This window comes from Streptococcus mitis (assembly GCF_047464035.1).
GTDB lineage: Bacteria > Bacillota > Bacilli > Lactobacillales > Streptococcaceae > Streptococcus > Streptococcus mitis_DX.
In genome coordinates this window covers 24,811-41,017 of the sequence record NZ_JASHCQ010000008.1, presented here as the reverse complement: position 1 = coordinate 41,017, position 16,207 = coordinate 24,811, and the positions used below count along the sequence as shown (strand labels likewise).

At 42.7% G+C, this 16,207-nt stretch carries 15 protein-coding genes, 1 pseudogene, 1 riboswitch and 2 other annotated features; of the genes and pseudogenes, 12 read left to right on the top strand and 4 right to left on the bottom strand.

The window, feature by feature from the left end; translation table 11 throughout:
- Nucleotides 1-51: 51 nt before the first annotated feature.
- The 4 genes from QM818_RS04175 to QM818_RS04160 all read right to left on the bottom strand — a co-directional run bounded on the left by QM818_RS04175 (nucleotide 52) and on the right by QM818_RS04160 (nucleotide 3,573).
- Nucleotides 52-1,314: a nucleobase:cation symporter-2 family protein gene (locus tag QM818_RS04175; RefSeq protein WP_261040903.1), complete on the bottom strand. Its 1,263-nt coding sequence runs from the start codon at nucleotides 1,312-1,314 to the stop codon at nucleotides 52-54.
- Nucleotides 1,314-1,895 carry a xanthine phosphoribosyltransferase gene (locus tag QM818_RS04170; RefSeq protein ID WP_223330626.1) on the bottom strand — a complete coding sequence of 194 codons (582 nt, stop codon included), beginning with the start codon at nucleotides 1,893-1,895 and terminating at the stop codon, nucleotides 1,314-1,316. The genes QM818_RS04175 and QM818_RS04170 overlap by 1 nt, the downstream gene beginning before the upstream one ends.
- A gap of 123 nt (nucleotides 1,896-2,018) precedes the next feature.
- A riboswitch (purine riboswitch) is annotated at nucleotides 2,019-2,114 on the bottom strand.
- A gap of 233 nt (nucleotides 2,115-2,347) precedes the next feature.
- The gene (locus QM818_RS04165; protein ID WP_261081037.1) at nucleotides 2,348-2,734 is read right to left on the bottom strand and encodes a bleomycin resistance protein; all 387 of its coding nucleotides are present in this window, start codon (nucleotides 2,732-2,734) and stop codon (nucleotides 2,348-2,350) included.
- Between the two features lie 11 nt (nucleotides 2,735-2,745).
- A complete protein-coding gene (locus tag QM818_RS04160; protein ID WP_261081036.1) occupies nucleotides 2,746-3,573 on the bottom strand; it encodes an exodeoxyribonuclease III in 828 nt (275 codons plus the stop codon).
- 218 nt (nucleotides 3,574-3,791) lie between these two features.
- Here QM818_RS04160 and QM818_RS04155 point away from each other — a divergent pair, with 218 nt between their 5' ends.
- From QM818_RS04155 to QM818_RS04100, 12 genes and pseudogenes are all read left to right on the top strand, one after another.
- Nucleotides 3,792-4,691 (top strand): CPBP family intramembrane glutamic endopeptidase, encoded by a 900-nt coding sequence (locus QM818_RS04155; protein WP_261081035.1) that lies wholly within the window; start codon nucleotides 3,792-3,794, stop codon nucleotides 4,689-4,691.
- Entirely contained in the window at nucleotides 4,675-4,962 is a 288-nt protein-coding gene (locus tag QM818_RS04150) for an autorepressor SdpR family transcription factor (RefSeq protein ID WP_000006510.1), read from the top strand. Before QM818_RS04155 ends, QM818_RS04150 begins: the two co-directional genes overlap by 17 nt.
- Nucleotides 4,943-5,584, top strand: a complete 642-nt coding sequence (locus QM818_RS04145; protein WP_261081034.1) for an SdpI family protein — start codon at nucleotides 4,943-4,945, stop codon at nucleotides 5,582-5,584. Before QM818_RS04150 ends, QM818_RS04145 begins: the two co-directional genes overlap by 20 nt.
- A gap of 126 nt (nucleotides 5,585-5,710) precedes the next feature.
- Nucleotides 5,711-6,166: a DUF3290 family protein gene (locus QM818_RS04140; protein ID WP_000675332.1), complete on the top strand. Its 456-nt coding sequence runs from the start codon at nucleotides 5,711-5,713 to the stop codon at nucleotides 6,164-6,166.
- Nucleotides 6,163-6,798, top strand: coding sequence for a DUF421 domain-containing protein (locus QM818_RS04135; RefSeq protein ID WP_000174453.1), 636 nt, complete (start codon nucleotides 6,163-6,165; stop codon nucleotides 6,796-6,798). The genes QM818_RS04140 and QM818_RS04135 overlap by 4 nt, the downstream gene beginning before the upstream one ends.
- Before the next feature lie 54 nt (nucleotides 6,799-6,852).
- Nucleotides 6,853-8,598, top strand: coding sequence for an ABC transporter ATP-binding protein (locus tag QM818_RS04130; RefSeq protein ID WP_414299951.1), 1,746 nt, complete (start codon nucleotides 6,853-6,855; stop codon nucleotides 8,596-8,598).
- Nucleotides 8,588-10,330, top strand: a complete 1,743-nt coding sequence (locus tag QM818_RS04125; protein WP_414299950.1) for an ABC transporter ATP-binding protein — start codon at nucleotides 8,588-8,590, stop codon at nucleotides 10,328-10,330. Before QM818_RS04130 ends, QM818_RS04125 begins: the two co-directional genes overlap by 11 nt.
- A 183-nt stretch (nucleotides 10,331-10,513) precedes the next feature.
- Nucleotides 10,514-11,206 carry a sugar transferase gene (locus QM818_RS04120; protein ID WP_049502473.1) on the top strand — a complete coding sequence of 231 codons (693 nt, stop codon included), beginning with the start codon at nucleotides 10,514-10,516 and terminating at the stop codon, nucleotides 11,204-11,206.
- 42 nt (nucleotides 11,207-11,248) lie between these two features.
- Nucleotides 11,249-12,478: a DegT/DnrJ/EryC1/StrS family aminotransferase gene (locus tag QM818_RS04115; RefSeq protein WP_049502472.1), complete on the top strand. Its 1,230-nt coding sequence runs from the start codon at nucleotides 11,249-11,251 to the stop codon at nucleotides 12,476-12,478.
- A gap of 34 nt (nucleotides 12,479-12,512) precedes the next feature.
- Nucleotides 12,513-12,744 (top strand) — a binding site (T-box leader).
- 66 nt (nucleotides 12,745-12,810) lie between these two features.
- Nucleotides 12,811-13,989 (top strand): annotated as a pseudogene (gene trpB, locus QM818_RS04110) (tryptophan synthase subunit beta).
- Nucleotides 13,986-14,211: a binding site (T-box leader), on the top strand. It overlaps the preceding pseudogene by 4 nt.
- Nucleotides 14,212-14,282: 71 nt before the next feature.
- Nucleotides 14,283-15,644, top strand: coding sequence for an anthranilate synthase component I (gene trpE / locus QM818_RS04105; protein WP_414299949.1), 1,362 nt, complete (start codon nucleotides 14,283-14,285; stop codon nucleotides 15,642-15,644).
- Nucleotides 15,641-16,207, top strand: a complete 567-nt coding sequence (locus QM818_RS04100) for an aminodeoxychorismate/anthranilate synthase component II (RefSeq protein ID WP_000601916.1) — start codon at nucleotides 15,641-15,643, stop codon at nucleotides 16,205-16,207. Before trpE ends, QM818_RS04100 begins: the two co-directional genes overlap by 4 nt.

Genomic DNA, 16,207 nt, shown 5'->3' with positions numbered 1-16,207 from the left:
TATTTATAATCAATTTGTGATAAACAAAAAAGAGGCTCGCACCTCTTTTTCTTATTTCTTTTTATGATTTAATACGGCATTGAGGACAATGGCGAGGAGGCTGGCTACGACGATTCCGTTTGAGAAGAACATTTGGAAGGCTGTTGGCATGCTGACAAAGAGATTACTGTTGTTGAGTCCGACCCCTGCAGCGATTGATACAGCTGCGATAAGGAAGTTGTGTTCATTGTTAGCAAAGTCAACACGAGCGAGGATTTGCATTCCTTGAATAGATACAAAACCAAACATCACTAGCATAGCACCACCGAGGACAGGGCTTGGAATGATTTGGGCAAGGGCGCCAAACTTAGGAAGCAGTCCAAGGAGAACCAGGAAACCAGCTGCGTAGTAGATTGGCAGGCGAGTCTTGATACCTGACAATTTAACCAACCCAACGTTTTGTGAAAATCCTGTGTAAGGGAAGGTATTAAAGATTCCTCCGAGAAGTACGGCCAAACCTTCTGCGCGGTAACCGTTGCGAAGGCGCGTGCTGTCGATTGGATCCTTTGTGATATCAGACAAGGCTAGGTAAACACCAGTTGACTCAACCATAGACACCGTTGCGATGATACACATCATGACAATAGATGAGATTTCAAAGGTTGGCATCCCAAAGTAGAGTGGAGTTGGGACATGGACAAGTGGTGCTGCTGCAACAGGAGAGAAGTCAACCAAGCCCATGCTAGCAGCAATGGCAGTTCCAACAACCAGACCAATCAAAATAGAGATAGACTTGATAAATCCTTTGGTAAAGATGTTAATCAAGAGGATAATCACAACAGTGATAGCTGCAAGTAAGAGACTTTGACCAGTTGGCTCTGGAACGTTATTTCCCATATTTCCAATAGCGACAGGGATCAAGGTTAAACCAATCGTGGTAATAACAGATCCTGTTACGATAGATGGGAAGAGATTGGCCACTTTTGAGAAGATGCCTGAAACAAGAACCACGTAAATTCCTGATGCGATAAGGGCACCAAACATAGCACCACTACCATGGCTTTGCCCAATCATAATCAAGGGAGCTACCGACTGGAAGGCAACTCCAAGAACGACTGGAAGTCCAATTCCGAAGTATTTGTTGAGTTGGAGTTGAAGGAAGGTTGCCACCCCACACATGAAGATATCTGTAGAAATCAGGTAGGTCAACTGTTCAGCTGAATAGCCAAGGGCTGTCGCAATCATGATGGGAACCAGGATAGATCCTGAGTACATGGCTAGTAAGTGCTGCAAGCCAAGAACGGCTGCTTGTGAGTGTTTTTCTTGAGTTTGCATTAGAGATCTGCCTCCTTAAAAATAACTTGACCATTTTCAAAACGATCTAAACGAGCAAGTGATAAGACTGGGTAGCCTGCTTTTTCAAGCAAATCACGGCCATCTTGGAAGGATTTTTCAATCACGATACCGATAGCTTCGACTGTTGCTCCAGCCTGTTCGATGATTTGAATCAAGCCTTTGGCAGCTTGGCCATTAGCAAGGAAATCGTCGATAATCAAGACCTTGTCCTCAGGTGAGAGGAATTTTCCAGCGATAGAAACGGTGCTGGTTACCTGCTTGGTAAAGGAGTAAACTTCGGCAGTTAAGATACCTTCGTTCATAGTGATGTTCTTAGCTTTTTTAGCAAAAATCATGGGAACGTTTAAGGCTTCAGCTGTAAAAACAGCTGGGGCAATCCCCGATGCTTCAATGGTCACGACCTTGGTAATACCAGCAGAAGCAAATTTTTCTGCAAAAACCTTACCGATTTCTCGCATCAAGCCAAAGTCAACTTGGTGGGTTAAAAAGGAATCCACCTTGAGGATGTTATCACCCAAGATATGCCCATCCTTGAGGATGCGCTCTTCTAATAATTTCATAAGACCTCCTAAAGTCTAAAAGCCAATCCATTTGCTTGTTTATAGTTTCTAGCAAGAAATAGAAAAAGGACCTACTTAATCTCTAAGTAAGTCCCCAAAATAGGCATGGCAAAAAAGACCATCCCCTCAAGCTAACTTACTTATTGTTAGGTGTTCCGGCACCTTGTAGAGACGTCGTGCCAATTCACGACATAAACAAGTAAAACGATATTCGATTTAACATAGGCTTGTGCCAATGTTTTTATTTTACACTAAACAACTTTAGAAATCAAATATTTTGTTAATATTTTTGCTTAAAAAACGAACAAATATAATAAAAATGGGCAAAAATTAACTTATTGGCTAACATTTAGAAGGCTTTTCCATCATAAAAGGCATATTATCAAGATTTTTCAAGACTTGACAATATGCCTTTTTCTAACTCTAAAGACTTTTTCCCAATCTTTATTATTCTACTCGCTAAATCTTAAAAAATAGCCATCTGGATCCAAAACTGCAAATTCATGGGGATATATATAGTGATCCCCAACACGAAACTCTCTTTTGATTAAAGGACGATAAATAGGATAGTTTGCTTCCAGCAGTTTTTGGTGGAGCTGAGGAACATCTGCAGTGCCAAAGGAAATATTGACACCGCGCCCGAAAGGATAGGTCAGTTGGGCTAATTCTTCTGCGCTGCCTTCTTCTAACATGAGCTGGCAGTCTTCAAGCGAGAGGAAGAGAAATTTCTCCTCGGGGCGCTCGTATTCGACAGAGAATCCCAACAAGTCGCAGTAGAAGTGGCGCGACTGTTCGATGTCAGATACTACAAATTCAGGAATGACAGCTTGATAGTCCATTCGTTTTCTCCTTAGAGTTCAATCTCCATGACAATGGGTGTGTGGTCTTGGCGCGCACCGGAGTCAATCATATCAGACTTGGTCACCTTGTCAGCCACGCGGTTGCTTGTCAGCCAGTAGTCGATTCTCCAGCCTGTATTGTTGATTTTAGAAGTCTTGCTGCGTTGTGCCCACCAAGTGTAGCGTTCTGGAACATCGCCATGAATATGGCGGAAGGTGTCGGTAAATCCAGTTGCCAAAAGGTTGGTAAATCCAGCACGTTCTTCGTCTGTAAATCCAGGTGAACGGCGGTTGCTAGCAGGATTTGCAAGGTCGATCTCATTGTGGGCTACGTTGTAGTCACCGGTTGCAAGGACTGGCTTTTCTTTGTCTAGTTCAGCCAAGTACTCAGCATATTTGACATCCCAGACTTGACGTTCTTCCAAGCGTTTGAGACCATCGCCAGCGTTTGGAGTGTAAACTTGTGTCACGAAAAATTTATCAAATTCTAGAGTGATGATACGACCTTCCAAGTCCATGGTAGAAGGGGCGCCGATTTCTGGGAAGCTGATAGTTGGTGTAAGTTCTTTCTTATAGAGGAACATGGTACCAGCGTAGCCTTTGCGGGCGGGCTCTTGAGAAGAGCGCCACGTGTTTTCGTAGCCTGGGAAGAGTTCTTCTAAAATCTCAAGATGTTTTTTAGTAGGCCCCTTGGCAGAAAGCTTGGTTTCTTGAATAGCAATGATATCAGCATTTTCAGCGACCAAGGTCTGTAGGACTTCTTGGGACAATTTGGCACGAGCTGAGTCACTAGTTAGGGCAGCATTGAGGGAATCAATATTCCATGAGATAAGTTTCATAAAGTTACCTTTTTCATTCAGATTATAGATTTTATTATACCAAAAAAAGGTCTATTTCCCCAACGTATGGTTTGAAAATTACTCTTTAGACTTTATCTTTAGAAAATAAAAATTCCCTGAGCTATTTAGAAAAAAATCTAAATAGCTCTTGTGTTTAGAATAGAAAGGTGTATAATGTTATTTAGAAAAACATCTAAATAGAAAGTGAAGTTACATATATGTCAAATAAGAGAACAATCCTTCTTTTTGTGGTCTTAGCTTATGCCCTTGCTTGGATAGTATGGTTGCCACTATGGCTAAGTGGTGTTGGTCTAAATTCTCCATGGAGTCAGCTTGCTAGTATTGTAGCCATGTGGATGCCTGCACTTGCAGTCTTTATTTTAGGGAAAATCACGAATCAACCTAGTGGAATCAAATATAAATTAGTTGTGAATTTCAAGAGCAACTGGCGCTTTTACTTACTAGCTATCTGGTTACCAGCAGTCATCAGTTTTTTAGGAGCAGGACTTTATTTTCTTGTATTCCCTAGCAATTTCAGTCTTGGTTTTGAATCTATTCAAGCCATCTTACAAGAAAAAGGTGTCTCTCAATCAACCATTCCCTTATCTTTCTTGGTCTTGATTCAAATCCTAGCTAGTTTGACCTACGCTCCTTTTCTTAATAGTTTCTTTGCATTGGGAGAGGAAATTGGTTGGCGTGGCTATCTTTACCCAGCTCTAAGAGGACGCTTTTCAAGAGTCCAGACTCATGTCTTGCTTGGTCTCATTTGGAGTCTTTGGCATCTACCAATCAATTTGCAAGGCTATAATTATGGAATATCTTATTTTGCTTATCCTGTTTTGGGAGTTGTCGCCATGTTTCTATTTTGTTTTAGCCTAGGAATATTGTTGAGCTGGTTGTTGGAAAAGACAGGTTCTATCTGGGCTTCTGCCCTATTTCATGGGGCAATCAATGCAACTGCAGGTCTTGGTTTACTCTTTCAATTACCAGGAGAAAAAGTTTCAAGCCTCTTGATTTTAGGCCCATCACCGACCGGAATGCTATCAGTTCTACCTTGCTTATTCCTAGCCCTACTAATATTACAAAGGGAAAGGAGTCATTATGAGTTTTGCAAATAGTTTTAAAGCCTTATCTCATCCAGTTAGGAGAGAGATTTTAAATTTACTCAAAGCAGGTAGATTATCTGCAGGAGAAATTGCCAGTCAATTCGAGTTGACAAGTGCAACGATTTCACATCATCTCACGATTTTGAAAGCAGCGGATTTGATTCATGAAATGAAAGAAAAAAACTTTATTTATTATGAGTTAAATACATCGGTTTTAGAGGATATAATGGTTTGGTTAGCAGATCTGAAAGGAGATCATTTTGATGAAGATAAAAATCAATAAGAAATTGGTATTATTTACGAGCATTCTCATCCTACTACCTTCCCTTGTAGGTTGTGTTTTCTGGAATCAATTACCAGAGGAGATACCCACTCATTTTAATCTACTGGGTCAAGCAGATGGCTACAATCATAAAATGTCTGCTATCTTTGGATTGCCGGCTCTCATGCTTTTGATGCATTGGTTGCTTCTATTTATAATGATTAAGGATCCTAAATCTAGCAATATCAGTTCAAAAATACAAGTTTTGATTTACTGGATTATTCCTTTTGTATCTTGTCTATTAATGATTTCTATCTTCGGAGAATCTTTGTGTTATTCCATGATGAGCGGGATTCTAGCTCAGATTTTTATGGGAGTCGTGATGATTGTAATTGGAAATTATCTACCAAAAACACGCCGAAATTATATAATCGGTATTCGACTTCCGTGGACCTTGGAGAGTGATAAAAACTGGAGAAAAACACATCGATTAGCTGGAAAAATTTGGGTATTAGGAGGATTGTTATTGTTTCTAAATTCCTTTGTGCAACTGTATGTTTACTGGGTATTCTTCTTGACACTTTTCTTTGTAGTGATAATTCCTAGTGTCTATTCTTATCAATTATCAAAATTAGAATCTTGAAACAGGTATTTGAGTCATTAGTTAGAGAAGTTGGTCTGATAAGTCCATTTCCCCAACGTATGGCTTGAAAAATCACTCTCTTTCGTTTATAATTAAGAATGATTTTATGAAAGGGAGTGAAAATAAATGAAATTTTACTCATATGACTATGTACTTAGCCAAATCAGTCAGCAAAATGGCATCATGATTGGCTTTGGAATTGTTCTCCTAGCTATCACAGGATTTTTTGCTTTTAAAGCCTATCGAGATAAAAAGGGGACTAAGTTTCGGGAATTGGTCATGATTTTGGCCTTGACCTTGGTGGCCATGCTTTTGGTGACAATCTCAAAATACCAGACCAATCAAGCCTCTAACAACCAATTTCAAACCTCCCTTCATTTCATAGAGGTTGTTTCCAAAGACTTGGGAGTGGATAAATCAGAAGTTTATGTCAATACTTCTGCAGCCACTGATGGAGCGCTTGTCAAGGTAGGTCCAAATTTCTACCGCGCCATGAACGGGAGCCAACCAGACAAGTATCTTTTAGAGAAATTAGAATTGAATCAAACAGACGCTATTGAATTGGTGGAGGTAAACAAATGACACTCAATTATATGGAAATTTTAATCAAACTGGCCTTGGGGCTCTTCTCGCTTGTTTTTGTTATCAATGTGACAGGAAAGGGGAACCTAGCACCTAACTCTGCGACAGACCAAATTCAGAACTATGTTCTTGGTGGTATCATCGGTGGGGTGATTTACAATAGTTCAATCAGCATTCTGCAGTACGCAGTGATTTTGATGATGTGGACGATTTTGGTCTTGACCCTCAAGTGGCTCAATAACAATGTTCGTTTTGTCAAACGCTTGATTGATGGAAAACCAACTCTCCTTATCAAAAATGGGCAGATTGACCCAGAAGCCTGTCGTTCAGTTGGTTTGTCTGCAGCAGAAGTTGCTCTCAAACTTCGTAGCCAAGGGATTTTCCAGATGAAACAGGTCAAACGCGCTGTGCAGGAGCAAAATGGCCAACTCATCGTGGTCCAAATAGGAGATGAAAATCCTAAGTATCCAGTTGTGACTGACGGTGTGATCCAAGTCGATGTCTTGGAAACGATTGGCCGTAGCGAAGAGTGGCTGCTTGATAATCTCAGCAAACAAGGACATGACAATGTAGCCAATATCTTTATCGCTGAGTATGACAAGGGTGCGGTCACAGTCGTAACCTATGAATAAGAAAAACCTGGGGTCTTGGCCTCAGGTTTCTATTTGCAATCAGAAAGGGATGTTATGTCCATTATTCAAAAACTTTGGTGGTTTTTCAAGTTAGAAAAACGCCGTTATTTAGTCGGGATTGTGGCTCTGGTCTTGGTTTCCGTCCTCAACCTCATTCCCCCAATGGTTATGGGGAGGGTCATTGATGCCATCACATCGGGGCAATTAACCCAGCAGGACCTCCTTCTTGCCCTATTTTACTTGCTTCTTGCAGCCTTTGGGATGTACTATCTGCGCTATGTTTGGCGTATGTATATCCTTGGGACTTCCTACCGTTTGGGACAGATTATGCGATCTCGCTTATTTGAACATTTCACAAAAATGTCTCCAGCTTTTTATCAAACCTATAGGACGGGGGACCTGATGGCGCATGCCACCAACGATATCAATGCCTTAACCCGTCTCGCAGGTGGAGGAGTCATGTCTGCGGTGGATGCCTCTATCACGGCTCTGGTGACCTTACTGACCATGCTCTTTAGCATTTCTTGGCAGATGACGCTAGTTGCCATTCTTCCCTTGCCTTTTATGGCTTATGCGACCAGTCGTCTAGGGAGAAAGACCCACAAGGCTTTTGGTGAATCGCAGGCTGCTTTCTCTGAACTCAATAACAAGGTGCAGGAGTCGGTATCGGGTATCAAAGTGACCAAATCTTTCGGGTATCAGACGGATGAGTTGAAGTCCTTTCAGGCAGTCAATGAATTGACCTTCCAAAAGAACCTGCAAACCATGAAATACGATAGTCTCTTTGACCCCATGGTTCTCTTGTTTGTTGGTTCCTCCTATGTTTTAACGCTCCTGGTAGGCTACTTGATGGTTCAGAAAGGGCAAATCACGGTTGGGAATCTAGTTACCTTTATCAGCTACTTGGATATGCTAGTTTGGCCTCTCATGGCCATCGGCTTCCTCTTTAATATTACCCAGCGAGGGAAGGTTTCTTACCAGCGGATTGAGGAACTCTTGTCTCAGGAATCACCTGTACAAGACCCTGAGTTTCCTTTAGATGGCATTGAAAACGGGCGCTTGGAGTATGATATTGATAGCTTTGCATTTGAAAATGAGGAAACGCTGACGGATATTCACTTTAGTTTGGAAAAAGGGCAAACACTGGGCTTGGTCGGTCAGACAGGTTCTGGGAAAACGTCCTTGATCAAGCTCCTCTTGCGTGAATACGATGTGGACAAGGGAGCCATTTATCTAAATGGTCACGATATTCGGGACTATCGTCTGACAGACCTTCGTAGTCTTATGGGCTATGTTCCTCAGGACCAGTTTCTCTTTGCGACCTCTATCTTAGACAATATTCGCTTTGGAAATCCGAACTTGCCACTTTCAGCGGTCGAGGAAGCGACTAAGCTAGCCCAAGTTTACCAAGATATTGTAGCTATGCCCCAAGGATTTAATACGCTGATTGGTGAAAAGGGTGTCAGTCTTTCTGGTGGTCAAAAGCAACGTCTGGCTATGAGTCGAGCTATGATTTTAGACCCAGATATTTTGATTTTAGATGATTCCTTATCGGCCGTGGATGCCAAGACAGAGTATGCAATTATCGACAATCTCAAGGAAACACGTCAGGACAAGACAACCATTATCACAGCGCATCGCCTGAGTGCGGTTGTCCATGCAGATCTGATCTTGGTTCTGCAAAATGGTCAAATTATCGAACGGGGTACACACGATGACCTGCTAGCCTTGGATGGCTGGTATGCCCAAACCTATCAGTCTCAGCAGTTGGAAATGAAAGGAGAAGAAGATGCAGAATAAACAAGAACAATGGGCTGTATTGAAGCGCTTGATGTCCTATCTCAAGCCCTATGGACTCCTGACCTTTTTGGCACTAAGCTTTCTCCTAGCGACTACGGTCATTAAAAGTATCATTCCCCTTGTGGCCTCCCACTTTATCGACCAGTATCTCAGCAATCTCAACCAACTCGCTGTGACCGTTTTGCTGGCCTACTATGGCCTTTATATCCTACAAACTCTGGTCCAGTATGTCGGCAATCTTCTCTTTGCGCGCGTGTCTTACAGTATTGTTAGGGATATTCGTCGCGATGCCTTTGCCAATATGGAGAAGCTGGGCATGTCTTACTTTGACAAGACGCCATCAGGCTCTATCGTCTCGCGTTTGACAAATGACACCGAGACTATCAGTGATATGTTTTCGGGGATTTTATCTAGCTTTATTTCAGCAGTTTTTATCTTTCTGACAACTCTTTATACCATGTTGGTATTGGATTTTCGTTTGACAGCATTGGTCTTGCTCTTTCTCCCCTTGATTTTCCTTTTGGTCAATCTCTATCGGAAAAAATCAGTGAAAATCATTGAGAAAACCAGAAGTCTCTTGTCAGATATCAATAGCAAGCTGGCAGAAAATATCGAAGGAATACGGATTATTCAGGCCTTTAATCAAGAGAAGCGCCTGCAGGCAGAATTCGATGAGATCAACCAAGAACACTTGGTCTACGCCAACCGTTCTGTAGCCTTGGATGCCCTCTTTTTGCGCCCTGCCATGAGTTTGCTGAAACTCCTAGGATACGCTGTTTTGATGGCCTATTTTGGCTATCGTGGTCTTTATCTGGGAATAACGGCAGGAACCATGTATGCCTTTATCCAGTATATCAATCGTCTCTTTGATCCCTTGATTGAAGTGACGCAAAACTTCTCAACCCTGCAAACGTCTATGGTTTCTGCAGGTCGTGTCTTTTCCCTGATAGACGAGAGGACCTATGAACCTCTTCAAGAAAATGGCCAGGCTAAAGTCAAAGAAGGCAATATCCGTTTTGAACATGTGTGTTTCTCATATGACGGGAAACATCAGATTCTGGATGATATTTCCTTTTCGGTTAACAAGGGTGAAACCATTGCATTTGTAGGCCATACAGGTTCAGGGAAATCTTCGATTATTAATGTCCTCATGCGCTTTTATGAATTTCAATCAGGGCGAGTTCTCTTGGACGATGTGGATATTAGGGACTACAGTCAGGAAGAGCTGAGAAAAAACATCGGTCTGGTCTTGCAGGAACCCTTCCTCTATCATGGAACCATTAAGTCCAATATCGCCATGTACCAAGACATTAGTGATGAGCAGGTCCAGGCTGCTGCAGCCTTCGTGGATGCAGATTCCTTTATTCAAGACCTTCCTCAGGGTTACGACTCACCTGTGTCCGAGCGTGGTTCGAGCTTTTCAACTGGACAGCGCCAGCTTCTTGCCTTTGCTAGAACAGTCGCCAGTCAGCCTAAAATCCTGATTTTGGATGAAGCGACAGCCAATATTGACTCTGAAACAGAAAGTTTGGTTCAAGCTTCACTGGCGAAGATGAGACAGGGACGGACAACCATTGCCATTGCCCACCGTCTTTCTACTATCCAAGACGCCAACTGTATTTATGTTTTGGACAAAGGGCGAATTATTGAGAGTGGAACCCATGAGGAACTCTTGGCTCTGGGAGGAACCTATCACAAGATGTATAGTTTGCAGGCAGGGGCCATGGCCTAATACTCTTTGAAAATCTATTCAAGTCAGGTCAGCTTTATCTGCAACCTAAAAGCTGTACTTTGATTTTCATTGAGTGTAAGAAGGAAATCCTTCAAATTACAGATTTCTTTCACCGCCTTTTCCATTTTGTGGTATAATGAAAAATGTTGACAAATAGTATAATAAAAACAAAGGAGAAACAGCATGCTGAAATGGGAAGACTTGCCCGTGGAAATGAAATCAAGCGAGGTTGAGTCTTACTACCAGCTTGTCTCTAAAAGGAAGGGTTCGCTGATTTTCAAGCGTTGCTTGGATTGGGTTCTAGCCTTGGTTGTACTTGTTCTGACCTCTCCCATCTTTCTCATCTTGAGCATTTGGATCAAGTTGGATAGCAAGGGGCCAGTGATTTACAAGCAAGAGCGCGTGACCCAGTACAATCGACCTTTCAAGATTTGGAAGTTCCGTACCATGGTGACGGATGCGGATAAACAAGGGAGTCTGGTGACTTCTGCTAACGATAGCCGCATTACCAAGGTTGGCAATTTTATCCGCCGTGTCCGTTTGGACGAACTGCCTCAGTTGGTCAATGTTCTTAAAGGTGAGATGTCCTTTGTAGGGACGCGTCCTGAAGTGCCTCGTTACACAGAGCAGTATAGCCCTGAGATGATGGCAACCTTGCTTTTGCCAGCAGGGATTACCTCTCCAGCCAGCATCAACTACAAGGATGAGGACACTATCATCAGTCAAATGACGGAGAAAGGTCTGTCGGTTGACCAAGCCTATGTCGAACACGTCCTTCCTGAAAAGATGCGCTATAACCTCGCCTATCTCCGAGAGTTTAGTTTCCTTGGAGACATCAAAATCATGTTTCAAACCGTGTTTGAAGTGCTAAAATAAAGTAGTCATGAGAGAATGAGTACAGATAAAAGGAGCAAATCAATGCCAAATTACAATATTCCATTTTCACCACCCGATATTACGGAAGCAGAAATTGCTGAAGTAGCGGATACCCTGCGTTCTGGTTGGATTACAACAGGTCCTAAGACAAAAGAACTGGAGCGTCGCTTGTCTCAATATACACAGACGCCTAAGACTGTCTGTCTTAACTCTGCGACTGCCGCTCTTGAGTTGATTTTACGCGTCTTGGAAGTGGGACCTGGTGATGAAGTCATCGTTCCAGCCATGACCTATACAGCTTCATGTAGTGTCATTACGCATGTGGGAGCAACCCCTGTCATGGTGGATATCCAAGCAGATACGTTTGAGATGGACTATGACTTGCTCGAGCAAGCCATTACTGAAAAGACCAAGGTGATTATCCCAGTAGAACTTGCAGGGATTGTTTGCGACTATGATCGTTTGTTCCAAGTTGTGGAGAAAAAACGTGATCTCTTTACCGCTTCAAGCAAGTGGCAAAAAGCCTTTAACCGTATCGTGATTGTTTCTGATAGTGCCCATGCTTTGGGATCTACTTATAAAGGACAACCAGCTGGTTCTATCGCTGACTTTACTTCCTTCTCATTCCATGCTGTTAAGAACTTTACAACGGCTGAGGGAGGAAGTGCGACTTGGAAGGCCAATCCAGCGATTGACGATGAAGAGATGTACAAGGAATTTCAAATCCTTTCCCTTCATGGTCAAACTAAGGATGCTCTTGCTAAGATGCAACTGGGTTCATGGGAATACGATATCGTCACACCAGCCTACAAGTGCAATATGACAGATATCATGGCTTCCCTTGGTTTGGTACAATTGGACCGTTACCCTAGCTTGCTTGACCGTCGTAAGGAAATCGTGGATCGCTATGATCGTGGTTTTGCAGGTTCTCGCATCCATCCATTGGCACACAAGACTGAAACTGTCGAATCTTCACGCCACCTTTACATCACCCATGTAGAAGGAGCGAGCTTAGAAGAACGCAATCTTATCATCCAAGAATTAGCTAAAGCAGGAATTGCAAGTAATGTACACTACAAACCACTTCCGCTCTTGACAGCCTATAAGAATCTTGGCTTTGATATGGCGAATTATCCTAAGGCTTATGCCTTCTTTGAAAATGAAATTACGCTCCCTCTTCACACTAAATTAAGCGATGAAGAAGTGGACTATATCATTGAGACTTTCAAAACAGTTTCTGAAAAAGTACTAGCTTCATCAAAAAAATTGTAAAAAAGTCTTGACAAAGAAAAAACAAAGTATTAAAATAAGTTCAATAAATCAGAAAAGTAACTATTTTTGATCTTCAGGGAGCCTGTGGTGATTGTGAACAGGTGGTTGGAAGTAGTGAAAGTGGGCTGATTTTAAAAATGAATTTGAAACAATGAAAATTCGGTTCGCACACCTTACAGTGCAACTTGTTGTTAGACAAGGTAGAGATGTAAAGGGGAATAGTCCCTTTATAATTGAGGTGGCACCGCGTTACCAACGCCCTCACACGGAAGTATATTCTGTGTGTGGGCTTTTTTCATATCTTGGAACTAATACAGAAAGAGGAAAATTTTATGACAACTAAAGGTTATTTTGGACAATTTGGTGGTAGTTTTGTACCGGAGCCGATTCAGGCTTTGTTGGATGAGTTGGAAGTGACATTTGAAAAGTACAAGGATGATCCAGAGTTTTTGGCAGAATTTCGTCATTACTTGAAGGATTATTCCGGTCGCGAAACACCTCTCTATTTTGCAGAAAGTTTGACAGAGCACCTAGGTGGAGCTAAGATTTATCTCAAGCGCGAAGATCTTAACCACCTTGGTTCTCACAAACTCAATAACGTTTTATGACAAATTCTTTTGGCTAAACGTATGGGCAAAAAACGTGTTATCGCAGAAACAGGAGCTGGTCAACACGGTGTTGCGACAGCAGCGGCTGCAGCCAAGTTTGGCATGGCCTGTGATGTCTACATGGGGGCAGAGGATGTGGAGCGTCAACGTCTCAATGTTTTCCGTATGGAGATGATGGGAGCAACTGTTCACGCAGTTGAAACTGGAACGCGTACCCTTAAGGATGCGGTTGATGCAGCCTTTGGAGCATGGATGAATGACCTTGAAGCCTTCTACGTTTTGGGATCTGCTGTAGGCCCTCATCCTTATCCTACAATTGTTCATGAATTCCAAAAGATCATCAGTGAAGAATCTCGCCGTCAAATCTTAGAAAAAGAAGGACGCTTGCCAGATTACGTTATTGCCTGTGTCGGTGGTGGTTCAAATGCCATTGGTGCTTTTTCACAGTATGTGGCTGATGAAGAAGTCAAATTGGTTGGAGTAGAAGCTGCTGGTCATGGACTTGATACAGACAAGCACGCAGCTACTATGACAAAAGGTAGTATCGGAATTGTCGACGGCATGAAGACCTATGCAGTCTTTAAGGAAGACGGAGAGTTGGCTCCAGTTTACTCTATCTCAGCTGGTTTGGACTATCCAGGGGTTGGCCCAGAACACGCCTACTTTAAAGATTCTGGTCGCGTGGAATATGTGGCAGCGACAGATGAAGAAGCTGTTCAAGCCTTGCTCCTTCTCAGCAAGACAGAAGGGATTATCCCAGCGATTGAAAGCTCACATGCTATCGCAGAAGCAGTTAAACGTGCACCGAAACTAAGTAAAGATGACATTATCATCATCAATGTCTCTGGTCGTGGAGACAAGGACGTAGCTGCGATTGCAGACTACCTAGAAGCTAAAAAATAAAAGATGGAAAAATTACAGTCTTTTCTCTCACAGAGAGCTTGTGGTTGCTGGAAACAAGCAGAGAAAACTGTAAGGTTGGGTCCATCTGAAACAAGAGAAAAAAACATAATTCTCAAGGGAGTGCCCTTTATCGCACAGCCTGTTACAGGAGGTATCTGAGACAGGAATGAGAGATAGGAGAAATCCTATAATTGAGGTGGTACCGCGAATTTCGTCCTCACGCAAGTTATTTTGCGTGGGGATTTTTCATACAGTCGCCACGGACTAGAAGTAGAACTGAAAGGGAAATTACAATGGAACGAATCATTCATGGAGATGTCTTATCGCCAATCTTGGCTTATATGCGCCTAAAGGGGCAACACAAGGTTATCTTAGAGAGTATTCCGAGAGACAAGGAAACCGCTCGTTTTTCTATCCTAGCCTATAATCCAGTTTTTGAGATTAAGTTTGAAAATGGAGTCCTTTATCAAAATGGTCAAGTGATTGATCGGGATCCTTTGGATTTCCTTTATGAAGTGACTCATAAGAGCCAGCACCATTCAGACCTACCTTTTGGTGGGGGAGCCATTGGTTTTGTGGGTTACGATATGATTTCTCTTTATGAAGAAATCGGTCAAATCCCTGAGGATACAATTGGAACGCCAGATATGCATTTCTTTGTTTATGAGAGCTACATGGTTTTTGACCACAAGAAGGAAAAAATCCATGTTATCGAGGATGCTCTTTATAGCAATCGCAGTCAAGAAGACTTGGAAAAAGCCTTGAACCAAGTGCTGGAGGAATTACGCATCCCTGCTCCAAATGAATTTGAAGACTTGGATTTATCTCCGCTGGACTTCAAACCCCATATTGCTCCTCAGAAGTTTGAGGAAATGGTGGAAACCGCTCGCGACTTGATTCGTAATGGAGATATGTTCCAATGCGTGCTCAGTCAGCGCTTCTCAGCAGAAGTTACTGGAAATCCATTTGACTTCTACAGAAATCTTCGCGTGACTAATCCATCAAATTACCTCTATTTCTATGATTTTGGGGATTATCAAATTATCGGTGCCAGTCCTGAAAGTTTGGTTTCTGTCAAAAACGGCATCGTGACAACCAATCCGATTGCGGGTACACGACCAAGAGGGGCTACGGATGAAGAAGACAAGGCTTTGGCGACAGACCTGCTTTCTGATGAGAAGGAAACAGCAGAACATCGGATGTTGGTAGACTTGGGGCGTAACGATATTGGTCGCATATCTGAAACAGCCAGTGTCCAAGTTACCAAGTATATGGAAGTGGAGCTTTTCCGCTATGTCATGCATTTGACCAGCGTGGTCAAGGGGCGTTTGCTTCCAGAACTCACTGCTATAGATGCTTTGAAATCAACACTTCCAGCTGGAACGGTTTCAGGAGCACCCAAAATTCGAGCTATGAGACGTATCTATGAACTGGAAACAGAAAAACGGGGCGTGTACGCAGGAGCGATCGGCTACTTGTCTGCGACGGGTGATATGGATTTCGCCATTGCTATCCGAACGATGATTCTCAAAAATCAAACAGCCTATGTGCAGGCTGGGGCAGGGATTGTCTACGACTCTATTGCCCAAAACGAATACCAAGAAACCATTAACAAAGCAAAATCTATGACTAGAATTGGAGAACTAAGACCATGATTTTATTAATTGACAACTATGATTCTTTTACTTATAACTTGGCCCAATACATTGGGAATTTTGCAGAAGTTCAGGTCTTGAGAAATGATGATCCCAGGCTGTATGAAGAAGCTGGAAAAGCAGATGGTCTGGTCTTTTCGCCCGGTCCTGGTTGGCCAGTTGATGCTGGAAAGATGGAAGACATGATTCGTGATTTTGCTGGCAAGAAGCCGATTCTTGGGATTTGTTTGGGCCACCAAGCTATCGCAGAAGTCTTTGGCGGTAAGCTAGGCTTGGCTCCCAAAGTCATGCATGGGAAACAGAGCAATATCAACTTTGAAGCGCCATCTGTTCTGTATCAAGGTATCGAGGATGGCCGTGCAGTCATGCGTTACCACAGTATTTTGATTGAAGAAATGCCAGAAGACTTTGAAGTGACAGCTCGTTCGACTGATGACCAAGCCATCATGGGAATTCAACATAAAAATCTACCGATTTATGGCTTCCAGTACCATCCAGAGAGCATTGGAACGCCAGATGGCTTGTCTTCTATTCGGAATTTTATCGAGAAGGTTGTAAAGTGA